At 69.8% G+C, this 26,499-nt stretch carries 21 protein-coding genes; 7 read left to right on the top strand and 14 right to left on the bottom strand.

Going from position 1 to position 26,499, the window contains the following annotated elements; translation table 11 throughout:
• Positions 1–4: 4 nt before the first annotated feature.
• A complete protein-coding gene (gene gltB / locus IAE58_RS04875; RefSeq protein ID WP_199932786.1) occupies positions 5–4,459 on the bottom strand; it encodes a glutamate synthase large subunit in 4,455 nt (1,484 codons plus the stop codon).
• Between the two features lie 171 nt (positions 4,460–4,630).
• Entirely contained in the window at positions 4,631–5,020 is a 390-nt protein-coding gene (locus tag IAE58_RS04880) for an I78 family peptidase inhibitor (RefSeq protein WP_108751744.1), read from the bottom strand.
• 118 nt (positions 5,021–5,138) lie between these two features.
• Between IAE58_RS04880 and IAE58_RS04885 the strand changes: the two genes are divergently transcribed.
• Positions 5,139–6,203: a DNA topoisomerase IB gene (locus tag IAE58_RS04885; protein ID WP_199932785.1), complete on the top strand. Its 1,065-nt coding sequence runs from the start codon at positions 5,139–5,141 to the stop codon at positions 6,201–6,203.
• 22 nt (positions 6,204–6,225) lie between these two features.
• Here the strand turns inward: IAE58_RS04885 and IAE58_RS04890 are convergent, their stop codons facing one another.
• Positions 6,226–6,570 (bottom strand): hypothetical protein, encoded by a 345-nt coding sequence (locus IAE58_RS04890; RefSeq protein WP_108747990.1) that lies wholly within the window; start codon positions 6,568–6,570, stop codon positions 6,226–6,228.
• A gap of 197 nt (positions 6,571–6,767) precedes the next feature.
• Between IAE58_RS04890 and IAE58_RS04895 the strand changes: the two genes are divergently transcribed.
• Together IAE58_RS04895 and IAE58_RS04900 are read left to right on the top strand one after the other, a co-directional pair.
• A complete protein-coding gene (locus IAE58_RS04895; RefSeq protein WP_199932784.1) occupies positions 6,768–7,874 on the top strand; it encodes an SDR family oxidoreductase in 1,107 nt (368 codons plus the stop codon).
• A 68-nt stretch (positions 7,875–7,942) separates the two neighbouring features.
• Positions 7,943–8,356, top strand: coding sequence for a hypothetical protein (locus tag IAE58_RS04900; protein ID WP_199932783.1), 414 nt, complete (start codon positions 7,943–7,945; stop codon positions 8,354–8,356).
• Here the strand turns inward: IAE58_RS04900 and IAE58_RS04905 are convergent.
• Positions 8,329–9,426 carry a serine hydrolase domain-containing protein gene (locus tag IAE58_RS04905; protein ID WP_199932782.1) on the bottom strand — a complete coding sequence of 366 codons (1,098 nt, stop codon included), beginning with the start codon at positions 9,424–9,426 and terminating at the stop codon, positions 8,329–8,331. The two genes, IAE58_RS04900 and IAE58_RS04905, sit on opposite strands and share 28 nt — an antisense overlap.
• Before the next feature lie 162 nt (positions 9,427–9,588).
• Between IAE58_RS04905 and IAE58_RS04910 the strand changes: the two genes are divergently transcribed.
• Complete coding sequence (locus IAE58_RS04910; RefSeq protein WP_164073873.1) at positions 9,589–9,975, top strand: BlaI/MecI/CopY family transcriptional regulator; 387 nt, start codon at positions 9,589–9,591, stop codon at positions 9,973–9,975.
• A 3-nt stretch (positions 9,976–9,978) separates the two neighbouring features.
• Positions 9,979–11,886, top strand: a complete 1,908-nt coding sequence (locus tag IAE58_RS04915) for a M56 family metallopeptidase (RefSeq protein ID WP_199932781.1) — start codon at positions 9,979–9,981, stop codon at positions 11,884–11,886.
• A gap of 86 nt (positions 11,887–11,972) precedes the next feature.
• On the opposite strand, the gene IAE58_RS04920 is transcribed toward IAE58_RS04915, so the two are convergent.
• The 4 genes from IAE58_RS04920 to IAE58_RS04935 all read right to left on the bottom strand — a co-directional run bounded on the left by IAE58_RS04920 (position 11,973) and on the right by IAE58_RS04935 (position 17,045).
• Positions 11,973–12,296, bottom strand: a complete 324-nt coding sequence (locus tag IAE58_RS04920; protein WP_199932780.1) for an I78 family peptidase inhibitor — start codon at positions 12,294–12,296, stop codon at positions 11,973–11,975.
• 85 nt (positions 12,297–12,381) lie between these two features.
• Entirely contained in the window at positions 12,382–13,404 is a 1,023-nt protein-coding gene (locus IAE58_RS04925; RefSeq protein ID WP_199932779.1) for a ribonuclease H-like domain-containing protein, read from the bottom strand.
• The gene (locus IAE58_RS04930; protein ID WP_199932778.1) at positions 13,401–15,890 is read right to left on the bottom strand and encodes a DEAD/DEAH box helicase; all 2,490 of its coding nucleotides are present in this window, start codon (positions 15,888–15,890) and stop codon (positions 13,401–13,403) included. Before IAE58_RS04930 ends, IAE58_RS04925 begins: the two co-directional genes overlap by 4 nt.
• Before the next feature lie 93 nt (positions 15,891–15,983).
• Positions 15,984–17,045: a hypothetical protein gene (locus IAE58_RS04935; protein ID WP_199932777.1), complete on the bottom strand. Its 1,062-nt coding sequence runs from the start codon at positions 17,043–17,045 to the stop codon at positions 15,984–15,986.
• A gap of 237 nt (positions 17,046–17,282) precedes the next feature.
• Between IAE58_RS04935 and IAE58_RS04940 the strand changes: the two genes are divergently transcribed.
• On the top strand, positions 17,283–17,786 hold the full coding sequence (locus IAE58_RS04940; RefSeq protein ID WP_199932776.1) for a hypothetical protein: 504 nt from the start codon (positions 17,283–17,285) through the stop codon (positions 17,784–17,786).
• A gap of 15 nt (positions 17,787–17,801) precedes the next feature.
• Here the strand turns inward: IAE58_RS04940 and IAE58_RS04945 are convergent, their stop codons facing one another.
• Positions 17,802–19,136: a hypothetical protein gene (locus tag IAE58_RS04945; RefSeq protein ID WP_199932775.1), complete on the bottom strand. Its 1,335-nt coding sequence runs from the start codon at positions 19,134–19,136 to the stop codon at positions 17,802–17,804.
• Positions 19,137–19,235: 99 nt separating this feature from the next.
• Positions 19,236–19,706, bottom strand: a complete 471-nt coding sequence (locus tag IAE58_RS04950) for a hypothetical protein (protein WP_199932774.1) — start codon at positions 19,704–19,706, stop codon at positions 19,236–19,238.
• Positions 19,707–19,854: 148 nt separating this feature from the next.
• Here IAE58_RS04950 and IAE58_RS04955 point away from each other — a divergent pair, with 148 nt between their 5' ends.
• A complete protein-coding gene (locus IAE58_RS04955; protein WP_199932773.1) occupies positions 19,855–20,523 on the top strand; it encodes a hypothetical protein in 669 nt (222 codons plus the stop codon).
• An 18-nt stretch (positions 20,524–20,541) separates the two neighbouring features.
• On the opposite strand, the gene IAE58_RS04960 is transcribed toward IAE58_RS04955, so the two are convergent.
• From IAE58_RS04960 to IAE58_RS04975, 4 genes are read right to left on the bottom strand one after another with little or no spacing between them, the layout of a single operon-like run.
• Positions 20,542–22,350 carry a hypothetical protein gene (locus IAE58_RS04960; protein ID WP_199932772.1) on the bottom strand — a complete coding sequence of 603 codons (1,809 nt, stop codon included), beginning with the start codon at positions 22,348–22,350 and terminating at the stop codon, positions 20,542–20,544.
• Entirely contained in the window at positions 22,347–24,488 is a 2,142-nt protein-coding gene (locus tag IAE58_RS04965; RefSeq protein ID WP_199932771.1) for a DUF4175 family protein, read from the bottom strand. The genes IAE58_RS04960 and IAE58_RS04965 overlap by 4 nt, the downstream gene beginning before the upstream one ends.
• Positions 24,485–25,606: a BatA domain-containing protein gene (locus tag IAE58_RS04970; RefSeq protein ID WP_199932770.1), complete on the bottom strand. Its 1,122-nt coding sequence runs from the start codon at positions 25,604–25,606 to the stop codon at positions 24,485–24,487. The genes IAE58_RS04965 and IAE58_RS04970 overlap by 4 nt, the downstream gene beginning before the upstream one ends.
• On the bottom strand, positions 25,603–26,499 hold the full coding sequence (locus tag IAE58_RS04975) for a DUF58 domain-containing protein (protein WP_199932769.1): 897 nt from the start codon (positions 26,497–26,499) through the stop codon (positions 25,603–25,605). Before IAE58_RS04975 ends, IAE58_RS04970 begins: the two co-directional genes overlap by 4 nt.

Raw genomic sequence — 26,499 nt, forward strand, 5'->3', positions numbered from 1 at the left:
GCGCTCAGGCGGCGCGGCGCAGGGTTTCGGTCAGCGACTCGATGCTGGCGGCCTTGGGTTTGACCAGCCAGAACTTGCCGATGTAATCGCGGAACTCGTCCATGATCTGCTGCGCCCAGATGCTGCCGGTCAGCTCGCGGTGGCGGCCGATCAGGCGGTGCAGGTGCTGGCGGTAGTTCTCGAAGCCCTCGGCGGACACGCGGTGGATGTCGATCAGCTCGTGGTTGTAGCGGTCGACGAAATCGCGGTCCACGTCCAGCACGTAGGCCAGGCCACCGGTGAAGCCGGCGCCGAAGTTCAGGCCGACCTTGCCCAGCACCAGCACCACGCCGTCGGTCATGTATTCGCAGCAGTGATCACCGGCCCCTTCCACCACCGCCAGCGCGCCGGAATTGCGCACGGCGAAGCGCTCGCCCGCGCGGCCAGCGGCAAACAGCTCGCCGCCGGTGGCGCCGTACAGGCAGGTGTTGCCGATGATGGCGGTGCTGCGTGCCTCGAAGCGCGCGCCGCGCGGCGGGCGCACCACCAGGCGGCCGCCGGCCATGCCCTTGCCCACGTAGTCGTTGGCTTCGCCTTCCACTTCCAGATGCAGGCCGCCAACGTTGAACGCACCGAAGCTCTGCCCGGCACTGCCGCGGAAGCGCAGTTCCAGCGGCGATTCGGCCATGCCCTGGTTGCCGTGCACGCGTGCCACCGCGCCGGCCAGCCGGGTGCCGATGCTGCGGTCGGTGTTGTGGATCAGGAAGCGGTGTTCGCCGCCGCGCTTCTCTTCGATGGCCTGGGCCAGCAGGCCGTCCATCTGCGTGGCCAGGCTGTCCGGCGATTCGTACAGGCGCTGGGCGGCGCAATGGCTGCCCTCGTAGCGGGCATCGGCCAGCAGGCGCGACAGGTCCACGCGCACGCCCTCGCGCGGTGCCGCGTCGATCTGCCGCAGCAGGTCGGTGCGGCCGACGATCTCTTCCAGCGAACGCGCGCCCAGGTAGGACAGCCAGCCACGCACTTCCTCGGCCAGCAGGCGGAAGAAGTTCTCCACGCGCTCGGGCTGGCCGGTGAAGTGGTTTTCGCGCAGGCGGTCATCCTGGGTGGCCACGCCGGTGGCGCAGTTGTTCAGGTGGCAGATGCGCAGGTACTTGCAGCCCAGCACGATCATCGGCGCGGTGCCGAAGCCGAAGCTGTCCGCACCCAGCAGTGCGGCCTTCACCACGTCCAGGCCGGTCTTCAGGCCACCGTCGGTCTGCAGCAGGGTGCGCCCGCGCAGGTCGTTGGCCAGCAGCGCCTGGTGCGCTTCGGCCACGCCCAGTTCCCACGGCACGCCGGCATAGCGGATCGAGCTGACCGGCGATGCGCCGGTGCCGCCGTCATGGCCGGAAATGGTGATCAGGTCGGCGCCGGCCTTGACCACGCCGGCCGCAATCGTGCCCACGCCGGCATGGCTGACCAGCTTCACCGACACCAGCGCGGTGGGGTTCACCTGCTTCAGGTCGTAGATCAGCTGGGCCAGGTCTTCGATGGAATAGATGTCGTGGTGCGGCGGCGGCGAGATCAGGCCGATGCCCGGCTTGGCGTAGCGCAGCCGCGCGATCAGTTCATTGACCTTGTGCCCGGGCAACTGGCCGCCTTCGCCGGGCTTGGCGCCCTGAGCGACCTTGATCTGCAGCACCTCGGCATTGACCAGGTATTCGGCGGTGACGCCGAAGCGGCCCGAGGCCACCTGCTTGATCTTGCTGCGACGTTGCGTGCCGTAGCGCGCGGGATCTTCGCCACCTTCGCCGGAATTGCTGCGGCCGCCGAGGCGGTTCATGGCGATGGCCAGCGCTTCGTGTGCCTCGGGCGAGAGCGCACCCAGGCTGATGGCAGCGGTATCGAAGCGCGGGAACAGTTCGCTGGCCGCGGCCACCTCGTCCAGCGGCGTCGGCGTAGCGGCCGGTACCAGTTCCAGCAGGTCGCGCAGTGCCGACGGCGGCCGTGCATGCACGGCATCGCAGTACTGCTGCCAAGCACGCGGGTCACCGCTGCGCGCCGCGCGCTGCAGGGTGGTCACCACGTCCGGGTTGTACATGTGGTACTCGCCGCCGTGTACGTACTTCAGCAGGCCACCTACATCCACGCCCTGCTGTGCATCCCAGGCCTGCGCGCACAGTTCGCGGGCGTCGGCGTCCAGGCGCGCGAAGCCGGCGCCGCCGATACGCGAGGCGGTATCGGGGAAGCACAGCTCGACCACGTCCGGTTCCAGGCCGATGATCTCGAACAACTGCGCGCCGCGGTAACTGGCCACGGTACAGATGCCCATCTTCGAAATGATCTTCGACAGGCCCTTGTAGACGCCCTTGCGGTAGCGGCGGCCGATCTGCGACTGCTCGCCGCCCTTGCTGAGCTTGAGGATGCCGCGCCGGCCCAGGTCGAACAGGGTCTGGTAGGCCAGGTACGGGTACACCGCGGTGGCGCCGAAGCCGAGCAGGCAGGCCATGTGGTGCGGGTCGCGCGCGGTGCCGGTTTCGACGATCAGGTTGACGTCGCAGCGCAGGCCCAGGCGCGAGAGGTGGTGGTGGATGGCACTGGTGGCCAGCAGCGCATGCACCATCGGCCGCCCGGCCACCGGGTAGCGGTCGGACAGCAGCAACATCACCATGCCCTCGCGGGCGGCCTGTTCGGCTTCGCTGCAGATGCGTTCGATGCCCGCGCGCAGGCCCTCGTCTTCGCTGTAGGACAGATCCAGCAGGCGGTTGGCCTGCACGTACTGGTCCATCTTCAGCAGCTGGCGCAGCTTGCGCTGGCTCAGCACCGGCGAATTCAGGATGACGTGGTTCACCGTCTCCGGGCCGGCATGGAAGATGTTGGTCTCCTTGCCGAGCTGGGTGGACAGGGACATGGCGCAGTCTTCGCGCAGCGGATCGATGGGCGGGTTGGTGACCTGCGCGAAGGCCTGGCGGAAGTAGTCGTAAAGCGGGCGGCTGCGCTGGCTCAGCACCGCCATTGGCGTGTCATCGCCCATCGAGCCGGTGGCTTCCTGCTCGGTTTCGGCCAGCGGCCGCAGCACCTGCTCCACTTCTTCGCTGCTGAGCTGGTACAGCTTGTGGTAGCTGCGCAGGGTGCGTTCGTCGAAGGGTTCTTCCACCAGCGACGGATCGATCAGTTCGGTCTGCAGGTAGGTCACGCCCTGCTGCAGCCATTGCTTGTACGGCGCGCGGCCGCGGTTGATGCGGTCGATGGCTTCCGAATCGAGCAGGTCGCCGCGCTTGAGGTCGATGGCGATCATTTCGCCCGGCCCCAGCTTGCCCTTGCGTACCACCCGTTCGGTGGGCACTTCCCACACACCGGCTTCGGAAGCGACCAGGAAGTGGCGGTCGGCGGTCAGCATCCAGCGCGCCGGGCGCAGGCCGTTGCGGTCCAGGGTACAGACCGCATAGCGGCTGTCGCAGGCAACGATGCCGGCCGGGCCGTCCCACGGCTCGCTGTTCAGACCGTAGAACTCGTAGAACGCGGCCAGGTCCGGGTCCTTGAATTCCAGCGACTGGGTGGCCGGCGGCACCAGGATGCGCAGCGCCTGGATCAGCTCCATGCCACCGGACACCATCAGTTCCAGCATGTTGTCCAGGCTCTGCGAATCCGAGCCGTGCATGGAAATGACCGGATCGAACTCGGCGATATCGAAGCGCGGGGTCTTCCACACCTTGCTGCGCGCCTGCGCCCAGCGCCGGTTGCCTTCGATGGTGTTGATCTCGCCGTTGTGGGCGAGCATGCGGAACGGGTGTGCCAGCGGCCAGCGCGGCAGCGTGTTGGTGGAGAAGCGCTGGTGGAACACGATCGCGCTGGACGCCAGTTCGCGCCGCTGCAGATCGGTGTAGAAGCGGCTGAGCTTGTCCGGCAGCACCATGCCCTTGTAGCTGATCGCGTTCGGGGTGAGCGTGGTGACGTAGAAATCGGCGTGCTCGCGCAGCTGCTGTTCGCTGCGGCGGCGGGCCAAGAACAGGGCCAGCGCGAAGCCGGCATCATCCTGGCCGACACCGGCATCGACGAACACCTGTTCGATGCGCGGCAGGGTGTCACGCGCCAGCTGGCCGCACACGCTGTCGTCGGTTGGCACCAGGCGCCAGCCCGCCACCTTGCAGCCCACCGCTTCGATCTGCTGCTGCAGCTGCGCGCGGCAGGCCTGGGCGGCAGCTTCATCGTGCGGCAGGAACACCAGGCCAGCAGTGAAGCGTGCGCCGATGGCGATGCCGGCCTCGCTGGCCAGCAGTTTCAGGAAGGCATCGGGGCGCCGCAACAGCAGGCCGCAGCCGTCGCCGGTCAGGCCGTCAGCGGCGACGCCGCCGCGGTGGGTCATGCGCGAGAGCGCGGCAATGGCGGTGTCGACCAGCAGACGCGAAGGCTGGTCGTCGAGCTGGGCGACCATGCCGAATCCACAGGCATCGCGCTCGGAGCGCGGGTCGTAAAGCCCTTGGCGGTTGCGGGGGGCCATCTCTACCTCGATGCGAAATGAAATGAGCGGGGACACTCGTGCCCGCTCATTCCCTGGAGCGCATCGTGAGGCCACCGGATGCCTCGACTAGATCACAGTTGCTGCAACGCCGCAACACACGGTTGCGCGTGCAACCAAAGCGCTGGCAAGTGCCTGCCAGCGCAGGGGTTTTCAGCCGCAGCGAACGCCGCTCACCACGTCCTTGGCGTCCACTTCCACATTCAGGCGATCACCCAGGAATTCCATGGTGGCCACGTCGTTGGGCTTGAGCACGCGCACCTGGCTGGCGCCAGCATCTTCCTGGGCCTGCTTGCCCACCGCATCGGTGTAGGCCTGGCCGACCAGGCTCTGCACCTGGCTGGCATCGCAGGTGCCGGCCGGCGGCGCTTCGGTGGCCTTGCCGGCTTCATCGGCCGGGGCCTTGGCCGCTTCGGCGGCCTGCTGGGCATGGGCGGTCGCCGCATCCTGCTCGTCCATCGACGGCGCCTGGCAGGCGGTCAAGGCCAGCACGGCCGGCAGCAGCAGGGCGGACAGGGATCGGGCGCGGATCGGAAACGACATCAAGGACTCCAGAAAGGGATGGAAGGGTATGCCCCGAGCATAGCCGCGAACCCACCCTCACGTGTTTGTCTTGCGTTATTGACGCGTCGGCTGCACGGCGCTGGCCATGCTGCCAGCCATGCCCAACGCCCCCACCCCCGAACGCCAGGCCGCACGCGCCGCCGGCCTGCGCTATGTTGACGACACCCAGCCGGGCATCAGCCGGCGCCGCGCAGGCAAGGGTTTCAGCTACCGCGATGCAGACGGCCACGCGCTGCGCGACGCCGCCACGCTGCAGCGCATCCGCGCGCTGGCCATTCCGCCGGCCTACACCGCGGTGTGGATCTGCGCCCATGCCAACGGCCACCTGCAGGCCACCGGCCGCGATGCGCGTGGGCGCAAGCAGTACCGCTATCACGCCGAGTGGGCGGCAATGCGTGATTCGGGCAAATTCGACCGCATCATCGCCTTCGGCGAAGCGCTGCCTGCCCTGCGCCGCAGACTCAGCCGAGACCTCAAGCAGCGTGGTTACCCGCGCGAGAAGGTGCTGGCGGTGGTGGTCGCGCTGCTGGCCGATACCCTGGTGCGGGTGGGCAATGAAACCTACGCCAAGGAGAACAAATCCTTTGGCCTGACCACGCTGCGCAACCGCCACCTGGACCTGCTGCGCGGCGGCCGCGTGCGCATGCGCTTCCGTGGCAAATCCGGGCAGCTGCATGAGGTAACCGTGGGCGACCGCCGGCTTGGCACCCTGGTGCGCGGCGTGCAGCAGCTGCCGGGGCAGGCGCTGTTCCAGTACCGCGACGACGACGATGTCGTGCAGCCGGTCGATTCCGGCGCGGTCAACGACTACCTGCGCGAGGTGATGGGCGAGGACTTCACCGCCAAGGATTTCCGCACCTGGGGCGGCACGCTGGCGGCGGTGCAGGCATTCGCCGCCACCGAACTGCCGGAACCGGCCAGCCAGCGGGCGCTGGCCAAGGCGCAGCGCGAAGTGGTGTGCCAGGTGGCGGCCCGGCTGGGCAACACGCCGGCCGTGTGCCGCAAGGCCTATATCGACCCGTGCGTGTTTGCCGGCTGGGAGCGCGGTGAGCTGGCCTCGTTGGCCGGCCTGCGCGGCCCGCGGCAGTGGGAACAGGCCACGCTGAAAGTGCTGCGCCGGGCGCGGCGGTTGGCCCGGCGGGGTGGCGCGAGGGCCCCGTAGCGTCGAGCTTGCTCGACGGCTGTTACCCGCAATAAATGGCGGTGATGTTGTTGGTGCGCCCAGTCTCGATGGTCAGGCGATCACCGCCTTCGCTTGCCGCGCCCGCCGCCGGATCGGCATTGCCGCTGGCCGTGTTGCCGCTGTGCTCGCGACTGCCACGGGTGACCTGCACGTTCAGGCTGTCGCTGTCCACGCGGGCGCGTTCGACGGTCATGTCAGAGGCAGCCAGCCCGACCGCGCCGCGCACCATGTCGGTGTGGCACTGGCCGGAAATCACGCCGTCGATGGGCTGGATCTGGGCGACCGGGCTGCTGCTGCAGGCAGCCAGGGCGAAGCAGACGGCGGCGGTGGCAATGGCGTGCTTCATGGGGGCGTTCCTGATGTGTGTCGTTGCTGCAGGGTGCGACGACACGCGTGGTGGCGGAATGAAGCCGTGCACGCGATGGACACAACGCACTCACTGCGCCCAACAGCCCCGGTAGGGACACTGCACGAGCGGCGCCCGCCGCCCCCGGTAGCGCCGGCCTTCGGCTGGCGGCCCCTTTCCCTCCCGAGGAGACCTGCATGGCCACGACCAAGACATTGCCCGCCCGCCGCAAGGCATCGCCCAAAGTGCGCAAAGGCAGCACCGCGACGAAGCCGGTTGCCGACAGCGATCGCCCGCGCGTGGTGAAGACCGCCACCCGCAAGGCCGCCGCCAGTGATCCGCGTGCGGCCCGCGTGGCGTCGCGGCAGCGGCGACTGCAGGACCAGGAGAAGGCCAAGGATGCGCGCGCCACCAAGAAGGCGGCGAAGAAGACGGCCACCCAGGCCGGCACGCGCAAGCAGCCGGAAACCATGCCGGCCCAGCATCTGCCCAAGCCCGGCCACGAACACGCGCTGGAGCTGGCGCCGCGCTTCCTCGCCCCCGACTACGTGGGCAGCGGCAAGCTGCAGGGCATGCGCGCGATCATCACCGGTGGCGATTCCGGCATCGGTCGCGCGGTGGCGGTGCTGTTCGCCCGCGAGGGCGCCGATGTGGCGGTGCTGCATCTGGACGAGGCCGAGGATGCGGACATCACCCGCCAGCATGTGGAACGCGAAGGCGGCCGCTGCGTGGTGATCGCCGGCGACGTGCGCGACCCGCGCTTCTGCAACAAGGCGGTGAAGCAGGTGGCCAAGGCCTTCGGCGGCATCGACATCCTGGTCAACAACGCGGCGTTCCAGCTGCACTGCGAGCGCCTTGAAGACCTAGAAGACGCGCACCTGCAGGAGACGCTGCAGACCAACATCGGCGGCTACATTCAGATGGCGCGGGCGGTGCTGCCGCACCTTGGCGAGGGCGCCAGCATCATCAACACTGGCTCGGAAACCGGCCTGTTCGGCAGCAAGGCGCTGATCGATTACTCGGCTACCAAGGGCGCCATCCATGCCTTCACCAAGGCGCTGGCAAGCCAGCTGCTGCCGCGTGGCATCCGGGTGAACTGCGTGGCGCCGGGGCCGGTGTGGACCCCTTTGAACCCCGCCGACAAGCAGGCGCAGGACGTGGCCGAATTTGGCAAGGACAGCGACATGGGTCGGCCCGCACAGCCGGAAGAGCTGTCGCCGGCCTATGTGTTCCTGGCCTCGCCCGCGTGCGCCAGCTACATCAGCGGCGTGATCCTGCCGGTGATGGGCGGCCCGCGCGGCTGAGCCGACGGTAGAGCCGGTCGCTGGCCGGCAGCAATACTCGGCGCGCGCGAACAGAGGATGAGGTGGGCATGGACGGCACCGTTGAATACCTGTGGCTGCCGCCGGACGCCATACCGCCCGAACGGACCCGCTCCCCTTACCGCGCCATTGTTGCTGTCGAAATCGCCGTGGAGGCCGAGTGGCAGGCGCGGGTGAGCGACTGGCTGGTGCGCAGCGGTTGCCGCTACATGATGGCCTGGGGCATCGAGTGCAGCGGTTGGGATGATGCGGTGGACCTGGCATCGCTGGAGGGCGAGGGCGCGGACTTCGTGATGACCACCTGGCACGACCGCGACACCTTGGCGGAGGTGTTCGCGTTCTGCGCCATTGCCCAGCACCCTGCGCTGGAGCTGCCGCATACACTGGTGTTGCATGTGGCTGAGACGGCCGATGAGACGCGCGTGCTGGCAGGTGTTCAGGGCCCTGTTGCAGCAGGCGCATAGAGATCGGCGATACGCGGAATGAACCGCTGCGGGTTCGCACCGACCAGGTTGGTCAGCACCACCACCGCCACGCCGCGGTCGGGGTAGACGATGAACGCTGATCGCGCGCCGCCGATCCCGGCAACCTGACGGTCCGGCGCCGCCTGCAGCACCGGCCAGCCGGCGGCCCAAGGGCCGGCCCGGCCGTCGGCGAGAGGCTCGGCCGTCCACATGCGCGTGCGCGCGGGTTCGCCCAGCAGGCGGCCGTCGGCCAGCGCGGCCAGCCAGCGGGCAGTGTCATCGGCGGTGGTGAGGATGCCGCCGCCGGCCCATAGGCTGGGCGGCACGTCGTAGAACCAGTGCGACAGTCGCGGCGGCGTGTCGGCCGCTTCAGTCGCGCGCGGCGCCAAGCTGTACATCGTCGCCGCATCGGGTACCAGGTCGTAGCTGTCGCCAAAGGTGGTGCGGTCCATGCCGACCGTGCCGAACTGGCTGCTGGCGAGGAAGCGTTCGTAGGGCATGCCCGACTGCCGCGCAATGATCCGCGCCAGCAACAGGTAGTTGGTCTGGTTGTAGGCGAAGCGCTGGCCGGGTGCGGCATCCATCGGCCGCGCGGTCACGGCCTGCCAAGCCTGCGCCTCGGTGCCACCGCCCAGCAACCCGCGCTCATCGAGGATGTCCGGCAGGCCCGAGGTGTGCGCGAGCAGCTGGCGCACGCGAACGTTCTGCCATGCCGCCGGCAGCGCATCGAGATAGCGCGCCAGCGGCGCTTCCAGATCCAGCTTGCCCTGCTGCGCCAGCTGCACGGCCGCCACGCCGGTAAAGGCCTTGGTGGCCGAGTTCAGCGGGAAGCGCGTGCTGCGCGTGGCGGCGACGCCGTTTTCAACGTTGGCCAGGCCGAAGGCCTCGGACAGCACCACCTGGCCGTCCTTGACCACCGCCACCTGCAGGCCGGGGATGTGCTCGTCCTGCATGGTCTGGCGGATCAGGCGGCGGGCCTGTTCGTTGGCGGCATCAGGGCCGGGCGAAGCGGCTGCCACAGGCAGGGCAGCAACGAGTAGGAGCAGGATGGGTAGCGTTGGGCGGAACATGGGCACTCCCGGCGGGTTGTCGGGGATCGGATGCGTGGGGCGGGGAGAAGGTTTAAGCCCATCACCCACCCCTACCGTTCGTCGGCCCATGACTTCCGGGGGGTTGACTACAGTTGTCGTCACGTAGAAATTGACGACACGTGTAGTCAAGGGAGTGGTGTCATGCGTGGCAAGACCATCGGGGACCAGGAGCTGGCCCTGCTGCAGTACATCGATGAACATGCGCCGGCCAGTGTGGGCGAGGTCGCCAGTGGCTACGGCGAGGCCCGCGGGCTGGCCCGTTCCACCGTGCTGACGATGATGGAGCGGCTGCGCGCCAAGGGGTATCTTCAGCGCGAGCAGCAGGAGGGCGTCTACCGCTACCAGGCCACTCGTGGCCCGGAGAGCGTGCTGCAGGGCGCCGTGGCCCAGTTCGTCGACAACACCCTGCAGGGTTCGGTGTCGCCGTTCGTGGCCTACCTGTCGCAGCGCCAGGAAGTCAGTGACAACGAGCTGGCCGAGCTGGAAGCACTGGTCGCCCAACTCCAATCGCGTCGCCACGAGGGCTGAGCCATGGACACTACGATGCTGATTTCCCTGCTGGAACGCCTGGGCTGGACCAGTCTGCAGACCGTGCTGCTGGTGGCCCTGGTGTATGGGCTGTGCCGCGCACTGCCGTCGTTGTCGGCCAGCACCCGCTGCCGCCTGTGGTGGCTGGTGTCGCTGCAGGCCGTGCTGGGCCTGTTCTGGAGCCAGCCGCTGCAGCTGGCCTGGCTGCCGGCGCCGCAGGACGTGGCGATGAGCGCCACCGATCTGGCCGCCGATGCGATCCATCCGATGGCGCCGGAACTCTCGGCGAACCTGCTGGCCACCGCGCCTATCAACCAGGCCCCTGACATCGCCGCGTCGATCGGCAGCGGCGTATCGCCGATGGCCTGGTGGGCGCTGGCGCTGGCCGCGCTGTGGCTTTCCGGTGTGCTGGTGATGGCGTGGCGCACCTTCGGTGAGTGGCGCCAGTGCCGCGCGCTGCTGGCCGCCTCGCACCCCTGCGAAGACGCTGCCCTGGTGCAGGCGCTGCAGCTGGCTGCCGACGCCCACGGCCTCCGCCGCGCACCGCGCCTGTGGATGAGCGAACAGGTGGACGCGCCACAGCTGGTGGGTCCGCTGCGCCCGGTGCTGCTGCTGCCGGCCGGTGCCAATGCCCTGCAGGGCGATGCGCTGGATCTGGCGCTGACCCACGAACTGCAGCACCTGCAGCGCCGTGACCTGCAGTGGGGGCTGCTGCCGGCCCTGGCGCAGCACCTGTTCTTCTTCCATCCGCTGCTGCGCATGGCCGTGCGCGAATATGCCCAGGCCCGCGAGGAAGCGGTGGATGCGGCGGTGGTCGGCCAGCACGGTGCCAGCCGCCACGCCTATGGCCGCCTGCTGCTGCAGCTGGGCGTAGCACCGGCACCGCATCTGGGCGTGGCCAGTGCCGCGCCCAGCACCACCAGCCTGAAGCGCCGCCTGATGAGCCTGCAGCCGCGTCGTGCCTGCCCGCGCATCCTCGCCATCGGCTTGACCGCCCTGGTGGTTGCGGTGGGCGTGGCGCCGATGCGTCTGGTGGCCGCCCCGGCACCGCCGGCGCCGCCCGCCCCGCCGAAGGTGGTGCCTGCACCGCTTGCACCGCCGGCCGCGCCCGCTGTGCCGGCCTCCGCCGCCCACGTGGTAATGCCCCCGCCGCCTGCCGCACCGGCGGCCCCCGCTGCGCCGCCCGCACCTCCGGCGCCCCCTGTGGACGACGAGGATGGCGACGACAGCTACACCACGGTGGGCGAGCTGCACCTGGGCAACGATATGGAACGTGGCCACGTGTTGATCGACCACGGCCGCAGCTACGCCAGCGCCACCATCGACGACATCAAGCAGGCCCGCCGCGATGTCGGCCGCGAGGGCCCGGTGCTGTGGTTCCGCGAGGGCAACAAGCGCTACGCCGTGCGTGACCCGGCGCTGATCCAGCCGCTGCAGCGCGTTTACGCGCAGTCGGCGGAAGTGGGCCGGCAGCAGGGTGAACTGGGCCGCGAGCAGGGCGCGCTGGGGCGCCAACAGGGCGAGCTGGGCCGCAAGCAGGCGGTGCATGCGCGTGAAATCGCCCGAGTGGCGACGCAGGCGGCCAGCAAGGCCGTGCGCGCCACCGACATCAACCGTGAGGCTGCGGCCGAGGCGGCAAGGGCGACACGCGGTGTGACCGACGATGCCGCGATCGCCCGCGCAGCCGACGCCGAAGTGCGTCGTGCAATGCAGGACCTGCAGGACACACACAGCCGTGATATCAGCGAGCTGGCCGATCAGCAGGCCCAGCTGGGCCTGCGCCAGTCCGCGCTGGGCAGCCGGCAGGCCGAACTGGGGGAACGCCAGGCCCAGCTGCAGGCGCAGGCCTCGGCGCAGGTGAAGCAGGTGATCGCCCGCGCCATGGCCAGCGGCAAGGCCCAGCAGCTCTGACGAGGCGGTAGCGCCGGGCCATGCCCGGCGAGCGCAGCGGCGCGTATGCGAATGGAACCCGCCGGGCATGGCCCGGCGCTACCCCATCAACCGCAGCTGGCGCGCTCGATCTTGTTCTGCGCGTCCACGTGCACGGTCACGCGGTCCTGGCGGAAATCCATCGTGACGGCCATGCCCGGCTTCACCACGCGTGCGTTGCGCGCGCCGCTGTCGGCCACCAGCTTCTTGATCGTCGCCTCGTCGGCGGTCTTGCCGGTGAAGGCTTCCAGCGCTTCGGGGCGGCACTCCTGCGGGCCATCGGACACCTTGGCCGGCAGGCTGCCGGTATCGGCGGTGCTGTTGCCGCCGGCGTGGCTGCAGGCAGCCAACGGCAGGATGGCGGCCAGCAGCAACAGGGAAGAAGAACGCATGGGCACGACTCCGCAGGATGGAATAACCGGCAGTGTCGCCGCTGCGCGTGTCAGCTGTGTCAACGCTGCCTGAATCCGCGCCGTGTTATTGCCCAACCAGCGCCAGCGTCTCGCGCTCGCGCTGTTCCTCGCGGATCAGCCGCTGCAGCAGCAGGGCCAGGGTCACCACGTCCTGGTGGTTGTGGTCGGCCACGCGGCGCAGGTTCACTGCATCGCCGCCGCGCAGGTAACGCAGCCATGCCGCCGGTGCTTCCGAACCGGGCAGGTCATCCTCGCGCACCACGCGCAGCAGTTGGCGTTCGATGGTGGACAGCTTGCAGTTCTCCCAGCTGCCGCGATAACGGCGGCGGGTGGGGTAGAGCAGGTCCACATGGTCCAACGCGGTGATCGGGCAGCGCTGCCGTGCCAGCCGGTAGCGGGCCTTCAGCAGCGGCGCATCGTAGCTGCGGCCGTTGTAGCTGCAGAACACGGTGGACGGCTGCAGCCAGCTGGCGAAGGTGGCCAGCATCGCGTCCTCGGCGGCCATGGTGGACATCAGCAGCTGGCGGATGCGCAGGCCTTCGCCGCGCTGCGGGCAGGCATGCCAGTCGGCGGCACCGATCATGAAGGCGCGGGTGCCGGTGCCACCAGCCAGGCCGGTGGTTTCGGTATCGAAGAACAGCAGGTCGCGCGCGGCCACGTGCTCGCCCTCGCGGCGGGCGAAATCCAGCGACAACGGCTGCGCGGGAATCGCCTGCGGCTGCAGTGATTCGATCAGGAACAGGCCCGGTGCGATTTCGTCGCCGGGCAGCTGCCGGTCCCGCGCGCTGGCCCGCACCGGGGCGGTGGTGCCGCGCGTGCGCAGGCCGAGCAGGCGATGCAGGCCGCCCACCTCCGGCCGCCGCAGTGCGGGCGGTGCCGTTGCAGGTGCTGCCGCGCCGGTCGGTTTGTGGCGGATCTCCTGTTCCACCCAGGCAAACACCGAGCGCTCGGCCGCAGGCTGCCGCGCATCGTTGGCGGCTACCGGGGCAGGTGCTGCCGGCGGTGGCTCGGGCGCGGCCGGCGCGTTCGCCTTCGGGTCGCCGGCCTGCTTCCGCAGCAGGCGCAGCTTGTCCAGGCTCAGGCTCACGGTGCCAGCAGCTCCATCGGGTCGCGCGTGGTCACCACCACGTCGCGCACATGCTGGCAGGCCTCGGCATCGAACAGGTCGAGCACGCGCAGCGCCAACGCGCGCGGCGAGGTGTCATCCTCTTCCTGCGCGGCCAGCACAGGGCCCACGCAGGCCGGGCAGCCGGCTTTGCAGTCGCAGCGCTGCACCAGTTCGCGCGCGCGCTGCACCAGTTCGGCCTGGCGCTGCCACAGCGGCTCGCTGAGGCCGACGCCGCCGGGGAAGTTGTCGTACAGGTACACCGTCGGCACGAATTCCTGCAGCAGCTCGACGATGCCGGGATCACCCTCGCCGCCGCGCAGCTGGCCACGGCCGGTCTGGTCGGCGATCGCGAACCACGAACCATCGCCGTTGCCGACCGACTTCTGCAGGTCGCGCGCATCGGCCATCACCGCCACGGTGGCGACGATGTGCAGTGCGTAGGCTGCGCCGAGGAAGCCATCCAGCGCATCCTGCTTGCTGGCGAACGCGCGCAGCAGCAGCGCCTGCGGCAGCTGCCACCACACCGCAGTGGTATGCAGTTCCTGGTCGGGCAGGTTCACCGGGCCGTAGCCGATGTTCTCGTGCGTGTAGTAGCGGATCTTCTTGAAGCCGGCCACGCGGCGCACCACGTGCACTTCGCCATGGTGAGAATCGCCACGGCCGGCCACGCCGCCATCGAAACGGTCCAGCACCTTGAGCTTGGTGAAGTCGATGCTGTCGGTGTAGTAATCCACGTGGGTGCGCGTGACGTAGGCCTTGCGGCCCTCCCAGTCCAGCGTTTCCACCTGGTACGGGGTCGACTGCACCATGTGGATCGCACCTTCGTACAACGTGAGCGCGGCCGCGGAATAGTCGACCTCGGCGATGATCTGCTGGCGGCCATCGCTGCGGTCGACCACCACGAAGTTGCCATCGGCCACCGCGCGCAGGCTCACCGCGTTGGCCGGATAACTGTCGGCGATCCATTCCCAGCGCTCGCCCTCGCGGTGGATGACCTCGGTTTCGGCCAGCGCTTCCAGGAACACCTCCGGATCGATCGGGCCGAAGCCATCGCCGACCCGGAACGGCAGTTCGAAGGCGGCACAGCGGATATGGTCGAACAGGATCAGCGGCTGGTCCGGCGCGATGCGCGCGTGTTCGGGCGAGGCTTCGGCGAAGAAGTCCGGATGGCGCACCACGTACTGGTCCAGCGGCTGCGAGCTGGCCACCATCACCCCCAGCGCGGGCTGCTGGCGGCGACCGGCGCGGCCGAAGCGCTGCCAGGTGGCGGCCACGCTGCCGGGGTAGCCATTGAGGATGACCACGTCCAGGCTGCCGATATCGACGCCCAGTTCCAGCGCCGAGGTGCTGACGATGCCGTCGATGTTGCCGGCACGCATGGCCCGTTCGGTCTCGCGGCGCTCGGTGGGCAGGTAGCCGCCGCGGTAGGCGCGGATGCGCGGCGGCTTGCGCGGGTCGTGGTCGAAGATGTCCTTCAGGTACTTGGTCAGCACTTCCACCATCAGCCGGGTCTGCGCGAACACCAGGGTCTTCAGCCCGGACTTGATCGCGATGCGGGCGATGCGGTTGCTCTGCGAACGTGCCGAGGCGCGCAGGCCCAGGTCGGGATTGATCACCGGCGGGTTCCACAGCAGCACCTGCTTGGGCCCGCTGGGCGCGCCGGATTCAGTGATGGCGGTGACCGGGGCTTCGATGAGGGCTTCGGCATGCGCCTGCGGGTTGCCGATGGTGGCCGAGCACAGGATGAACTGCGGTTGCACGCCGTAGAACGCGCAGATGCGCTTGAGCCGGCGCAGCACGTTGGTGACGTGGCTGCCGAACACGCCGCGGTAGGTGTGCACTTCGTCGATAACGATGTAGCGCAGATTCTCGAAGAACTGCGCCCACTTGGTGTGGTGGGGCAGGATGGCCTGGTGCAGCATGTCCGGGTTGGACACCACGATGTCGCCGTGCAGGCGGATGGCCTGGCGCGCATCGCCCGGGGTGTCGCCATCGAAGGTGAAAGCCTTCACGCCGAGGTCGCCGGCGCGGTTGAGTTCGAGCAGCTCGGCCACCTGGTCCTGGGCCAGGGCCTTGGTCGGGAACAGGTACAGCGCCTTGGCCTTGTCCTGCATGGCCGCGCTGACCACCGGCAGGGTGTAGCACAGCGACTTGCCGCTGGCGGTGGGGGTGACGATGGCCACGTGCTCGCCGCGCTGGCTCGCCTCCCAGGCTTCGGCCTGGTGGCTGTAGAGCTGCTCGATGCCGCGTGCCTTCAGGGCGGCGGCCAGGGCCGGCGGCACCGAATCGGGAACAGGCGCGTAGCGGCCCTCGCGGCCGGGAATGGCGAAGCTGCCGGTGATGCGGTCGTGGTAGCGGCGCTGCAGGCGCGCACTGAGCAGGGCGCCATCGCGCGCGGGCAGGCCGTCGCGGGTGGCGAGCTTCTGCTCGGCGTCGGCCGTGCGCTTGGCGAGTTCGTAGGCCATGGAGGAGGGAGCCGGGACGGTTTGCGAGGGGTCACATGGCACCACAGATGGGTCTCAGGGTGTGAGACGGTGTGCCGGGATGCAGTGAACCATTCAGTGCCCGGGGTTGGCGCGCTGCGCAATGTCGGCGGTGCGTGCAGCGTTGCGGCGGAGGGATTGGCGGATGGCCAGGATGCATCGCAGCGCATGCCACGCTGCCAGCACGGCCGCGACCGGCAGCCATCGCAGATCGCCCAGCCAGCCGGCAAGCAACAGCAACAGCAGCAGGCTCAGCCAGGCCAGCTGCCAGAGCCCGCCAGCGGGCGGAAAGCGTTGCCGATCGCGGGCCAGGCACCAGCCCGGCCCTGCGCCCAGCACCGCGCCATCATCGGCGCGGACCTCCAGCCGCATCGACCGCCGCTGGGCAAACGCGCGGGCATCAGCCCATTCCCACGGGAGCTGCACGCGCCGGTCGGCGCCCAGCAGCCACACCGGCCCGACATCGGAACGCTGCCGATACGCCTGCAGCTGCCCCTGCAGCTGCAGCACGCGCTGGGTGGTTGCGGGCCCGCGGCGTCGTGGCCACGCCAGCCACGCGGTGCCTGCGGCAATCAGCACCATGAACAGTGCCGCGACGCCGGACAGGTCCACGGCTGCCCACAGCGCCAGGGCGGTGATCGGCAGTGCCGCGGGCCGCAACCCGGGACCGCGGCGCATCGCGACTTCGGCCGGTGTCTCCCGCCGCTCACCGTGGATGCGCGCGGCGGCGGGACGGCGGAGGGATGCCACCTCGAAACCATTGAGGCGCACGACGACGGCCCAGTGCCTGGCCATCACCACCTCGGCATCATTATGGTCGGCGAGGTGTGACCACGCCTGGCGGGGCATCAGCACGGGAATGCCGGCCAGTTGGCCGTCGCAGACCGGGTAGTTGGCGCGGCGCGACCCTCCGGTGAATGCGCCGGTCAGCACGCGTACCTGGTCGTCGTGGATGCAGCCGGTCAAGACGCGCAGCGTCGCCAATGCGGCGCGTTCCCGATCATCCAGCATGCGCAATGGGCTGCTTCGCCGCAGGGCGTTCATTCTGCAGCGGACGCGCGACGTCCACTCAAGCAGGGCCGCCGTGACCATCGCCACCAGCAAGGCCAGCCCGACCAGCAATGCCACGCGTGACATCAGCTGCAGCGCATCTGCAGCGGAAGGAGTGTCGGAACGTGGGCCATGGTGCTCGCGTGCGTGGGTAACCCGGCAGCGTGGCGGCCTGATGCACCGATGGGAATGACGATTGTTGCAAATCGCAGGTTGCGTGCCGCACAACGCAAGATCGGATGCACCCTGAACGTTCACGCCGCGCCCAACGAAATCTGAAGCCGTGATGCGTATCCTCGGGGATTGGACGTACCAGACAGGGCGATGGCTGTGGCACGACGGGAACTGCAGGGAGCACTTCTGGCCGGCATGATGCTGGCCGCCACTGCGCACGCGCAGCAGGTTGACCCCGTGATCGACCCGCCTGCAGCGAGCGGGGTGCCGGCCGCAGATGCCGCCGATGCCGCCGCGCCGCCGCAGGGCGATGTCACCACGTTGGGAGAAGTACGTGCGATCAAGCCCGAGGACGAGGCGCTGGACCTGTACCGTTTCAAGAACCCGGTGAAGTTCGGTGACAACCGTTTCAGTCGCGACTGGAGCGAGCCGCCATCGCCCGAGCAGGTGAGCATGGGTGGTGGCTACATCATGATGGGCGTGGTGAAGGGCGTACTGGCGGCGGGTCGCGGTCTGAACAAGCTCACCGGTGGCCCCGACCAGATCCAGGCCGCCATCGCACGGCCGCCGCCGGAGCTGACTCCCGAACAGCGACGCCGGGCACAACAGTTCTGCGAGCAGCAGGACGGCTGCGATCCCTCGGCCGGGAAGTAGGCGCGGCACCGCGCATCATGTCGGCCAGGAGGCACGCGGTGCAGGGCGCTGCTTGAGTTCATCGGCGAAGGCGGCGGACCGCGAGAGTGCCCGGGGCACGGCGCGGACCAGCAGGATGCCCTGGACCAGGGCCAGCAATGACGCGCCGATCAGCCATATGCAGTAGGCCATCCCCGCGATGGCGCCATGGGCGGGGCGTGTGCGGTCCACCTCCAGCCACAGCGTCCGACCATCCGTGCTGCGGGACTGCACGGTACCGGACCAGGCGATCCGCTTCGCGTGCGTGGCTGCGTCGCGCAGGGTCTTCCACGCGGCGCCGGCATCGCCAAACGCGAACGCTGCGGTGTCCGATTCCCGATTCGCCTCGGCATCGACCAGTACGACGCCACCGTTCTGTGCGGCCAGAAGCGCGGGCGTGGATGCAGCCCACGCAGCGAGAACAGGTGCATGCGCGGCTTCTTCCAGGGTGTCCTTGAGGTTCATGATCGTCCAACGGGGAAGTACTGCGCTGTCGTCCGGGGAGAGCGCCGCAAGCTGTGCGCGGAGATCGTCGCAGCCGCGTAGACCATCGGTGCAGGCAGCCTCCAGTTCGCGGCGCAGCGCATCCAGCCCCGACACCCGCTGGTAAGCAGGGAAGATGCCGTCGGCCGGTTTCCAATGCACGCGCAGGGTATTCCCGGCACCCAGGCGCAGGATGGAGTCGGCAACCGCCAGAGGGGGCACCTGCAGCGGAGCGCCACCCCAGCGAAGCCGGCTGCAGTCGGGCACCGCCAGCACCTGTCCGGCATGCCGCCGGGTGACCAGTTCGCAGGTGGCATCGACCGTGATGTGCACCCCATCGCCGGGTGCGGGAGGATGCCCCAGCAGCGTTCCGGGCTGCGTGTCCGTCCGCAGCTTGGCAGGGCCGAGCAGCTCTGCCGCACGCGCTGCCTCGATCCGCGGACCGTCACCCGACCAGAGCATCAGCAGCAGTGAGAGCACCGCCACCAGGAACATCAGCAGGTGCCGGGCGACCGGCACCGGTGGAAACCGCCTTTCGTCGGCACTCAGTGACCAGCCCGGGCCCAGCGACAACAAGCGCCGGTCGTGCGGGCGGACCTCGGCCTCCAGCCAGCGCCCCGGGGTGATGGCCCCGGACGTCCTCCAGGCCAGGTCGATGACCAGCCGCTGGTCGTTGCCCAGCAGCATCACCGTGTGGCTGAAGGTACTCTCGTGCGGATCTGCGAACCGCAGCGCGCTGAGCCGACCCCGCACGCGCACCACGGGCTGCAGTGCCTTCGCTCCCACGTGCCTGCGCAGATACAGCACGAACGCAATAGACGCCAGTACCAGCCCCGCTGCCACGGCCATCCAGCTTCATTGGCCCAGGCCCAGCTGTGGCAGTGCTCCGCAGATGCCGGCCGCCAGCGCCAGCGCGGTGGGCCACCATGGAATGGCCGGCCGCCGGCGCTATGTCCGCTCATCCGCGGTCTCACGGCGTTCGCTGATCTGTGTCGCGGTCGTGCGCAGGGTACGCGTGCCGGCCGTCGCGATATCGAACCCCTCCATGCGGACGATGACCACAAAGCGGCGACCGAGCACCACTTCGGCACGGTTGTGGGTACCGAGGTGTTCCAGCGCGTTGAAGGGCAGCAGCACCTTGACCCCGGCGAGGCTGCGCCAGGCTGAGCTGGCGCCTCCCCGCATCCATCGGCGGTGCTCGACGCAGCGCCCCTCAAGAATGCGAACGCCGCAATCGCGGCCCAGCTCCAGTACGCTGCGGAATGGTTCCAGCGCGGCGTCCTCGTCCTCGCTGAGCAGACGCACCGGCGCTTGTTCTGCGAGTGACTTGAACGCGCGGCGTGCTTCCCAGCGGGTCAGGTAATCAAGCAGTACGGGAAGTGCGGCGAGCAGGGCGAGAAGCACACCAACAAGTTTCATGTTCGCAGGTGGTGATCGGGTGCTGGAAGGCGACTGGATAGTCTGCGCGGCAACGACAAGCAGCGAAATGCAATTTGTTGCAGAGAGTGGTGCCGATGGCAGGCAGGAGCGTACGATCCTGTCGTCCTCCCTCCTGGTTGCTGCTGTGGTGTCGAAAATCCTCCTGCTTGCCCTTCTCCTGCCCGTGTTCGCGTTGGCCAGCGGCCTGGCCGACGACGGCTCGTGCCGCAACGGCGCGTTTCCTTCCGCGCAATCGGATTTCGCCGTGGCCAAGGTGGTGGGTACGCAGCGCCTGTACCTGCTCGGTGACATGGACGGCTGCCCGGCCAAGGGCGAACCCGCCTGCCGCCAGCGCAGCTACGTGGTGAGCGGGGATACGGTGGTGACCGGCCGCGACCTGGGTGCATACCGCTGCGCGTTCTTCCCCAACAAGGTGGGGGGCAGTGCCGGTTGGGTCGAGCGCAGCAAGCTGCAGCCGGTGGCACGGGTGACGCCGACGCTGCAGGGCTGGGCCGGTGACTGGAAGGATGGCGACAACGGGCTGCAGATCCGCGTGCGTGGCAGCCAGTTGCAGGTGGAAGGCGATGCCTACTGGCCGTCGGCCAATCCGTCGCTGGAAGAGCGGCCGGGTGGGCCGCACATCGGTTCGGTGAACGCGTCGGCTACGCCGCGCGGAAGCCAGGTCGATTTCGTCGAGGACACCTGCAGCGTGCACGCGCAGCTGCTGGGCGATCTGCTGGTGGTGTCGGACAACAGCGAATGCGGCGGCATGAACGTGCGCTTCGACGGGGTGTACCGGCGCGCGGGCAAACGCTGAGGGATCCGACCCCGGCGTTCATCTACGCCGTTCAAGCCACCACAGCAGCGAAGTGCACAGCACGAACGCCAGCCACCATGGCCAACGCGGGCCGGCCACCGGCTGCATCGCCTGTGCGCCGGCGGGCACGGTGGTTGCCAGCGCCTGCGTCGTTGCATCGATCATCGCCTGGCGGTGCAGGACGGCGGCGTCCTTCGCGTCGAACACATAACGCCATACCGCCGCGTCGCCATGCTGCAGCCGCTGCCAGCCTGCTTCACGCGGCCACCAGCCAGCGCAGCGCTGCGACGCTGTGGCGGCGTCAACGACCAGTGGCACGCCTGCATCCTTTGCATCGAAGGCCTGCAGCGGTGCCTGCACGCCGCACAGGGCGACGCGCTCGCCCAGCCAGGCTTGCGGCTGCGGTGACCAGAGCGCGTCGCCGTTACGCTGCGCGCGGGCCACGCTGGCCAGCACCGTGCTCCACAGTTCGCCATGGCGATCATCGCGACCGGCCAGCACCCAGCGCCACGTGTCAGTGAGCGGCAGCAGGCCGATACGGCCTTTGCCGACGCTGCGCCAGCTGCCGATCGGCGCGCCGGTCTGGTCGTGCAGCAGTGCATTGCTGCCGGGCGACTGCAGGTCCAGTGCTTCCAGCGCGGGCAGTGCGGCCGTGTGCGAGCTGCGGTCGGCGGCTTCGCCGTCGGCGCTCGGCAGTGTGCCGGCGGCCAGCGGACCCCGGCGCGCGGCCAGCATCGCGCTGTCGCCATCGCCGGGCAGTGCAACGGCATGGCTGCCGCCATCACCCTGCACCGGCAGGCCGAGATCGCGCAGGCGCTGCCGTGCGCTGGCCGACGGCGCGCCGCCACTACGGACCAGCACGCCCAGCCCCTCGCGCAGGGCCTGGCGCAGCACGGACACCTGCCCGGCGCGCAACGCTGCCAGGCTGCGTTCGTCCAGCAGCAACAGATCGCTGCGCGCCAGACTGGCGGCGTCCAGAGGCACCGCACCGTCACCTACGCTGAGACCGGCGCCGGTGTCGGCTTGGACCTGCACCTGCAGACCTGCATCGGTGGCCCAGCGGCGCAGGTACTTCAGCTCCGGCCCCGGCGCGCTGGCGCGCACCCGCAGGCGCAGCGGCGGCGCCGCAACGGTCTGCTGCGGCACCGGCACGCTGTCCAGCACATGGGCCTGCGCATCCAGCAGGCGCAGATGGAACACGCTGCGGCCGGGCGCGCGGGCGATGCCGCTGAGGCGCACGCGGCCATCGGCGCCCAACGTCGCTCGATCAACCACGGCGTCGGCCGGGTCCAACAGTTCGGCACGTCCGCCGGTGACGCCGCGCGCCTGCGCGTGTACCTCGAAACGGGCACCGGGCGCCGCATCGGCCGGGGGCTGCAGCGCGATCCAGCCACGCGGCGCAGGAGATGCCTGCCAGGTCAGGCTCGCCGGCAGCATGGCATCGCGATCGCGGGCTGCCAGCCCGGCACCGACCAGCGTGAGCGTGGCGGCAGGATGCCTGCGCAGCGCGGTGGCCAGGTCGGGCACACGTTGGCCACCCGCCACGTCCGCCGCCTCCGGCAACAGCAGCACTGGACCTTCACTGGCCGGCACGGCACCCGCGGCGGCGGCATCTGCGGTGAGCACGACCAGGCCGCCCGCGGGCTGCTGCGCGCTGGGCGGCAACAGGAAGAAATACAGCAGCACGGCGGCAATGCCCTGAAGACCCAGACGCACCGCGCGCCGGCCGCGATGCGCGGTGGGCGTGCGCAGCTGCTGCACGCTGGCCACGACCACGATGACGGCCAGGGCGGCGGCCAGCCACAGGTTCAACGCGGCGGCCGTCATGGCAGCGCCTCCAGTGCATCCAGATACTGCTGGCCCATCGCATCGGTGGCCGTGCGCCGCATCACCTGCGGCAGCGGGCGCTGCAGGGCGCGCCACAGCTGCGCGCGCAGGCGTTGGCGGCAGTCCTTGCAGCCTGGCTCGATACGCAGTTGCTCGATGGCGGCGGCCAGGTCCAGTGCATCGGGCAGGAAAGCGGCATTGCGTTGCTGCCAGCTGGCCAGTGCATCCAGGTCGGCGGTGCCATCACCATCACCCAGCCGCTGCCAGGCTTCGACGATGGCCGGGTCCGGCGGCGTACGTGGCGCCAACGGCAGTTCACGGCTGGCCAGCCCGGCGCGGTCACCGCCCAGCCGGCGGCTCTCATCGATGGGCGGAAGCTCCGGCCCCACGCGGGCCAGGTAGATGCGCTCGGCCTGCTGCACCTGCTTGATGAAAGCCAACGCCTTGTAGGCGAAGGGCAGTGCCTGCTCGGGGCGGCCCTGGCGCAGCTCGCCTTCGGCCGACCACATCTGGTCCAGCGCGGCCTTCAACGTGGCCCGCGTCTGCGGGTCCAGCAGGGTCGCCGCTTCGGCGTGGTCGTGGGTGTGGCCATACTCGGAAAGCACGTCGGTGGCACTGCCGAACACCGGCGGCGTATCGGCGGTGCTGGCCGTGCCGCCGTGATCATGGTCGTGATCGTCGCCGTGGTCATCGTGATCGTGCGCGGCGGCGATGGGCGCATCGCTGGTGGGCAGATCGCTGGTCGGTGGTGGCTTCGCTTCGCCTTCGCTCTCCTCGCCCAGGAACTGGCCGTAGCGCAGGCGCAGGATGCGCTGGTCCACGCCGATGGCATCGCTGCGCGTCACGAACGCATCGGCAGCGAGGGAACGCCGCTGCCGGATCAATGCTTCGGCGTCGATGATGATCTGCCGCTGGCTGCGGAAGTACGCCGGCAGGGTCTTCTTGATGCGGCCTTCCAGTTCGGCAGTGAGTGCCACCTCCGCACTCGGCAGGCGCAGGATCACGCTGCTGCTGCGCGCGGTCTGCGGCCGGGGTACATGGTTGTCGCGGACCTCCAGCTGCGCGATCACGTCGCCGCCGGGCTGCGCGCCCAGTGCGGCCAGATCCAGCGTGTGGGCGAAGCGCCGCACGCTGGCTTCGCCGCTGCCGGTCAGCGCCACGCGGCGTGTTGCGAAGGTGATGCTCTCGCCACTGCCCTGGGTGGTGGTGATCGACAACATTGCCCCCGCAGCGACGCCATAGTCATCGCTGGCTTCGAAGCGCAGCGTCCAGTGGCGTTGCCCGGGCGTGCCCAGCACCAGGCTGGATGCCGGTTCCAGCACGCGCACGCTGGGCGCCCGGTCGGCCACCACGTCCAGCCGGTGCAGGCGGGTTTCGGCCAGCACCGGCTCGCTCACCACGCGGTACAGCGCGGGCGCGCGCGCAACGTCCTGCGCCAGCCAGTGGCCATCCTGCTCGTGCAGCGGCAATTGCCGGCCATCGTGGAACTGCAGCCAGGCCCTGGCCGGGGCGCGATCAAAGCGCAGTGACCAGGACAGCCGGCTGTCTGCGGCGACTTTGGCATCCAACGCATTCTGGGTGAGGGTCGGCTGCCCGGTGTAGGCCGGCGCGTCCACCCGCAGGCGGGTGGACTGCAGGTGCAGCGGTCCTGCGGGCGTCTTATCGCCCGCCGCCGGCGCGTGCGCAGGCGCCGACGGTCCGCCTGCACGCGGCCAGCCCAACGCCAGCAGCGCGATGGCCAGGCCGCCCAGCCAGCACAGCAGCAGCGCGCTGCGTGGCCAACGCGGAGGAAGCTCCGGCATGGCGCGTTCCAGGGTGGCCAGCACATGCGTGCGCTGGCGCTGCTGCAGCGGATTGAGCGTGGCGGCATCGGCAAACAGCAGATCGGCGCTGTCTTCGCTGCTGCCGCTGGTGTCGAGTTGCCGCTGCAGCCAGTGCCGATCCAGCCGGCGCGCGTGCGCGGTTGCCAGTGCGACGCAGGCGAGCAGGCCGACCGTGGCGACCACGCAGGCGATGTCGAACCCGCCCAGGCGCAGGGCCAACGTGGCGGCGGCCAACGCCCAGGGCAGTCCCAGCAGCAGAGTGATGAGCGCGCGTCGACGTCGGGCGCGGTGCCATGCGAGCTGGAGTGTCTTCATGCCGTCGTCCTGCGTCGCGCGCTGCTGGCCATGCAGCGCTCCAGCGCGAACAGCAGCACGATGGCCAGCAACAGCCACGCGGTGGGCTCGCGCACTGGCGCTGTGGCGGCCGGCAGTGCCGCGCGCTGTGGCGCCTGGTCCAGGGCATTTCCCAGCCGCGGTGGCGCCGGTGGCTGCAGCGCGAGCAGCAGGGCACGCGGCAGGTGCGGATCGCGAAGTGCCTGGGTCTTGGCGACATCCCAGTCAGCGGGCAGCGACAGCAGACGGCCGCGGCCGACGCGCTGCTGCCAGAGCAGGGGGGCGCCGCTGGCGTCGCGCAGCAGCACACTGGCGTTCGCGGCGGGCTTGGCGGCGGTCAGCACCTGACCGCCGTCGCCCAGCCAAGCCTGCCAGCGGGCGGGCAGTGCCTCGCCCCGGGTCCATACAGCGGTTTCGCCGCGCGCGGGCAGGGCATCGACAGGCAACGTATCCGGCGCTGCCTGCACGCCCCACGCGCGCTGCAGTGCGTTCACCCAGTGCTGCGCCGCGCTGGGTGCATCGGCCTGCACGCGCAGCCGCGGTGGCGCTGCTTTCGCCTGCTCCGTGGTGACTGCGAGCGGATGCGTATGCCATTGCACGTCGCGTGACAGCTGCATCCGTGCGCCATCCAGGCCGGGCAACGGATCGGGCACGTGCACGATCAACGCGGTGCCTGCAGGAAGCTGCGCGTCCAGTTCGCGCAGCAGGCTGGGCAGGGTGGCACTGGCGGGCACCGGCGCTTGTTCGATGGCCGGAAAGCTGGGCGCCAGCCAATGCCAGTTCGCAGCGTCGGCGCCACCGCGCAAGGCGCCCGCATCCAGCCCCGGGGCGACCACGGTCCAGGCGGCGGGCACCGGCGCAGGGCCGGTCAGCGCAGGCCTTGCCAGCAGCAATGCCAGCGCGGCCAGCAACAGCAGGCGCACCAGCAGCAGCGGCCAGTCATCGAAGCGGATGCGCTGGCGTGGGCGGATCTGTGCGCGCAGCCAGCGCAATGCGGCGAAATCCAGCGGCGTGTACGGATGGCGCCGGGCCAGGTGGATCAGCAGTGGGAGCAGCCACGCGGCCAGTGCGGCCAAGCCCAGCGGGAACAGCAGGTTCATGCGCTGCCCCGGCGGGCGAACAGGGCCTGCAATGGCTGGTCCAGCGGTTGGTCGAGCCAGCCGGTGGCGCTGGCGATGCCGCTGGCCTGCAAGCGTGACTGCATGGCGGTGCGCGCGACAGCGAAGCGCTGCAGGTAATCGGTGCGGATTGCCGCGCCATCGCCCAGCAGTTCGTCGCCGGTTTCCGGATCGCGGAAGCGATGGCCGGCATCGAACGGGAAGTCGCGCTCATCGGCGGTCAGGATCTGCAGCAGCATCACCTCGCGGCGTGCGCCGGCCAGTTGTTCCAGCAAGGCGATACCGGCTTCGTCGAAGCCATCGCCGATGGCCAGCAGCAGATCGCCGGGGCGCACCCGCTCCCACAGCGGGCGCAGGCGCTCAGCCACAGGCCACGCGCCGCGGGCCTGCAGGGCATGCAGCTGCAGATGGATGCGATCGCGCTGGCGGGCACCGCTGGCGGCCGGCACCAGTTGCAGGCCATCGCCATTGATTGCCAGCAGGCCGAAGCGGTCACCCTGCTGCAGGGCCAGTTCCAGCAAACACGCGGCAACGCCGCGCATGTGGTCCAGGCGCGTGCGCTGCGGTGCTGCACGGTCGGCCTGGCCGGCCGACGCGGTGGCGTCCAGCAGCAGCCAGACGGTGATCGGGCTCTCGCGTTCGGATTCCTGCACGAAGAAGCGGTCCGAGCGGGCGTACAGCTTCCAGTCGATCTGGCGCAGCGCGTCGCCCGGCTCATAGGCGCGGTACTGGGCAAACTCCAGGCCGGCACCGCGGCTGCGGCTGGCGTGCTGGCCGATGCCGCTTGCCCCGCTGGCGAAGCGCGGCGACAGCCGCAACGTGCGCAGGCGCGCACGCAGGTCCGGCGGCAGGGTCAGCGGGATGGCGACGCTCAC

The sequence above is a fragment of the Stenotrophomonas sp. S49 genome, assembly GCF_016624905.1.
Lineage (GTDB): Bacteria > Pseudomonadota > Gammaproteobacteria > Xanthomonadales > Xanthomonadaceae > Stenotrophomonas.

Coding starts and splice junctions, on each gene's coding strand:
- gltB (WP_199932786.1), bottom strand. CDS start 4,459: ATGGCCCCCCGCAACCGCCAAGGGCTTTACGACCCGCGCTCCGAGCGC.
- IAE58_RS04880 (WP_108751744.1), bottom strand. CDS start 5,020: ATGTCGTTTCCGATCCGCGCCCGATCCCTGTCCGCCCTGCTGCTGCCG.
- IAE58_RS04885 (WP_199932785.1), top strand. CDS start 5,139: ATGCCCAACGCCCCCACCCCCGAACGCCAGGCCGCACGCGCCGCCGGC.
- IAE58_RS04890 (WP_108747990.1), bottom strand. CDS start 6,570: ATGAAGCACGCCATTGCCACCGCCGCCGTCTGCTTCGCCCTGGCTGCC.
- IAE58_RS04895 (WP_199932784.1), top strand. CDS start 6,768: ATGGCCACGACCAAGACATTGCCCGCCCGCCGCAAGGCATCGCCCAAA.
- IAE58_RS04900 (WP_199932783.1), top strand. CDS start 7,943: ATGGACGGCACCGTTGAATACCTGTGGCTGCCGCCGGACGCCATACCG.
- IAE58_RS04905 (WP_199932782.1), bottom strand. CDS start 9,426: ATGTTCCGCCCAACGCTACCCATCCTGCTCCTACTCGTTGCTGCCCTG.
- IAE58_RS04910 (WP_164073873.1), top strand. CDS start 9,589: ATGCGTGGCAAGACCATCGGGGACCAGGAGCTGGCCCTGCTGCAGTAC.
- IAE58_RS04915 (WP_199932781.1), top strand. CDS start 9,979: ATGGACACTACGATGCTGATTTCCCTGCTGGAACGCCTGGGCTGGACC.
- IAE58_RS04920 (WP_199932780.1), bottom strand. CDS start 12,296: ATGCGTTCTTCTTCCCTGTTGCTGCTGGCCGCCATCCTGCCGTTGGCT.
- IAE58_RS04930 (WP_199932778.1), bottom strand. CDS start 15,890: ATGGCCTACGAACTCGCCAAGCGCACGGCCGACGCCGAGCAGAAGCTC.
- IAE58_RS04935 (WP_199932777.1), bottom strand. CDS start 17,045: ATGTCACGCGTGGCATTGCTGGTCGGGCTGGCCTTGCTGGTGGCGATG.
- IAE58_RS04940 (WP_199932776.1), top strand. CDS start 17,283: ATGGCTGTGGCACGACGGGAACTGCAGGGAGCACTTCTGGCCGGCATG.
- IAE58_RS04945 (WP_199932775.1), bottom strand. CDS start 19,136: ATGGCCGTGGCAGCGGGGCTGGTACTGGCGTCTATTGCGTTCGTGCTG.
- IAE58_RS04950 (WP_199932774.1), bottom strand. CDS start 19,706: ATGAAACTTGTTGGTGTGCTTCTCGCCCTGCTCGCCGCACTTCCCGTA.
- IAE58_RS04960 (WP_199932772.1), bottom strand. CDS start 22,350: ATGACGGCCGCCGCGTTGAACCTGTGGCTGGCCGCCGCCCTGGCCGTC.
- IAE58_RS04965 (WP_199932771.1), bottom strand. CDS start 24,488: ATGAAGACACTCCAGCTCGCATGGCACCGCGCCCGACGTCGACGCGCG.
- IAE58_RS04970 (WP_199932770.1), bottom strand. CDS start 25,606: ATGAACCTGCTGTTCCCGCTGGGCTTGGCCGCACTGGCCGCGTGGCTG.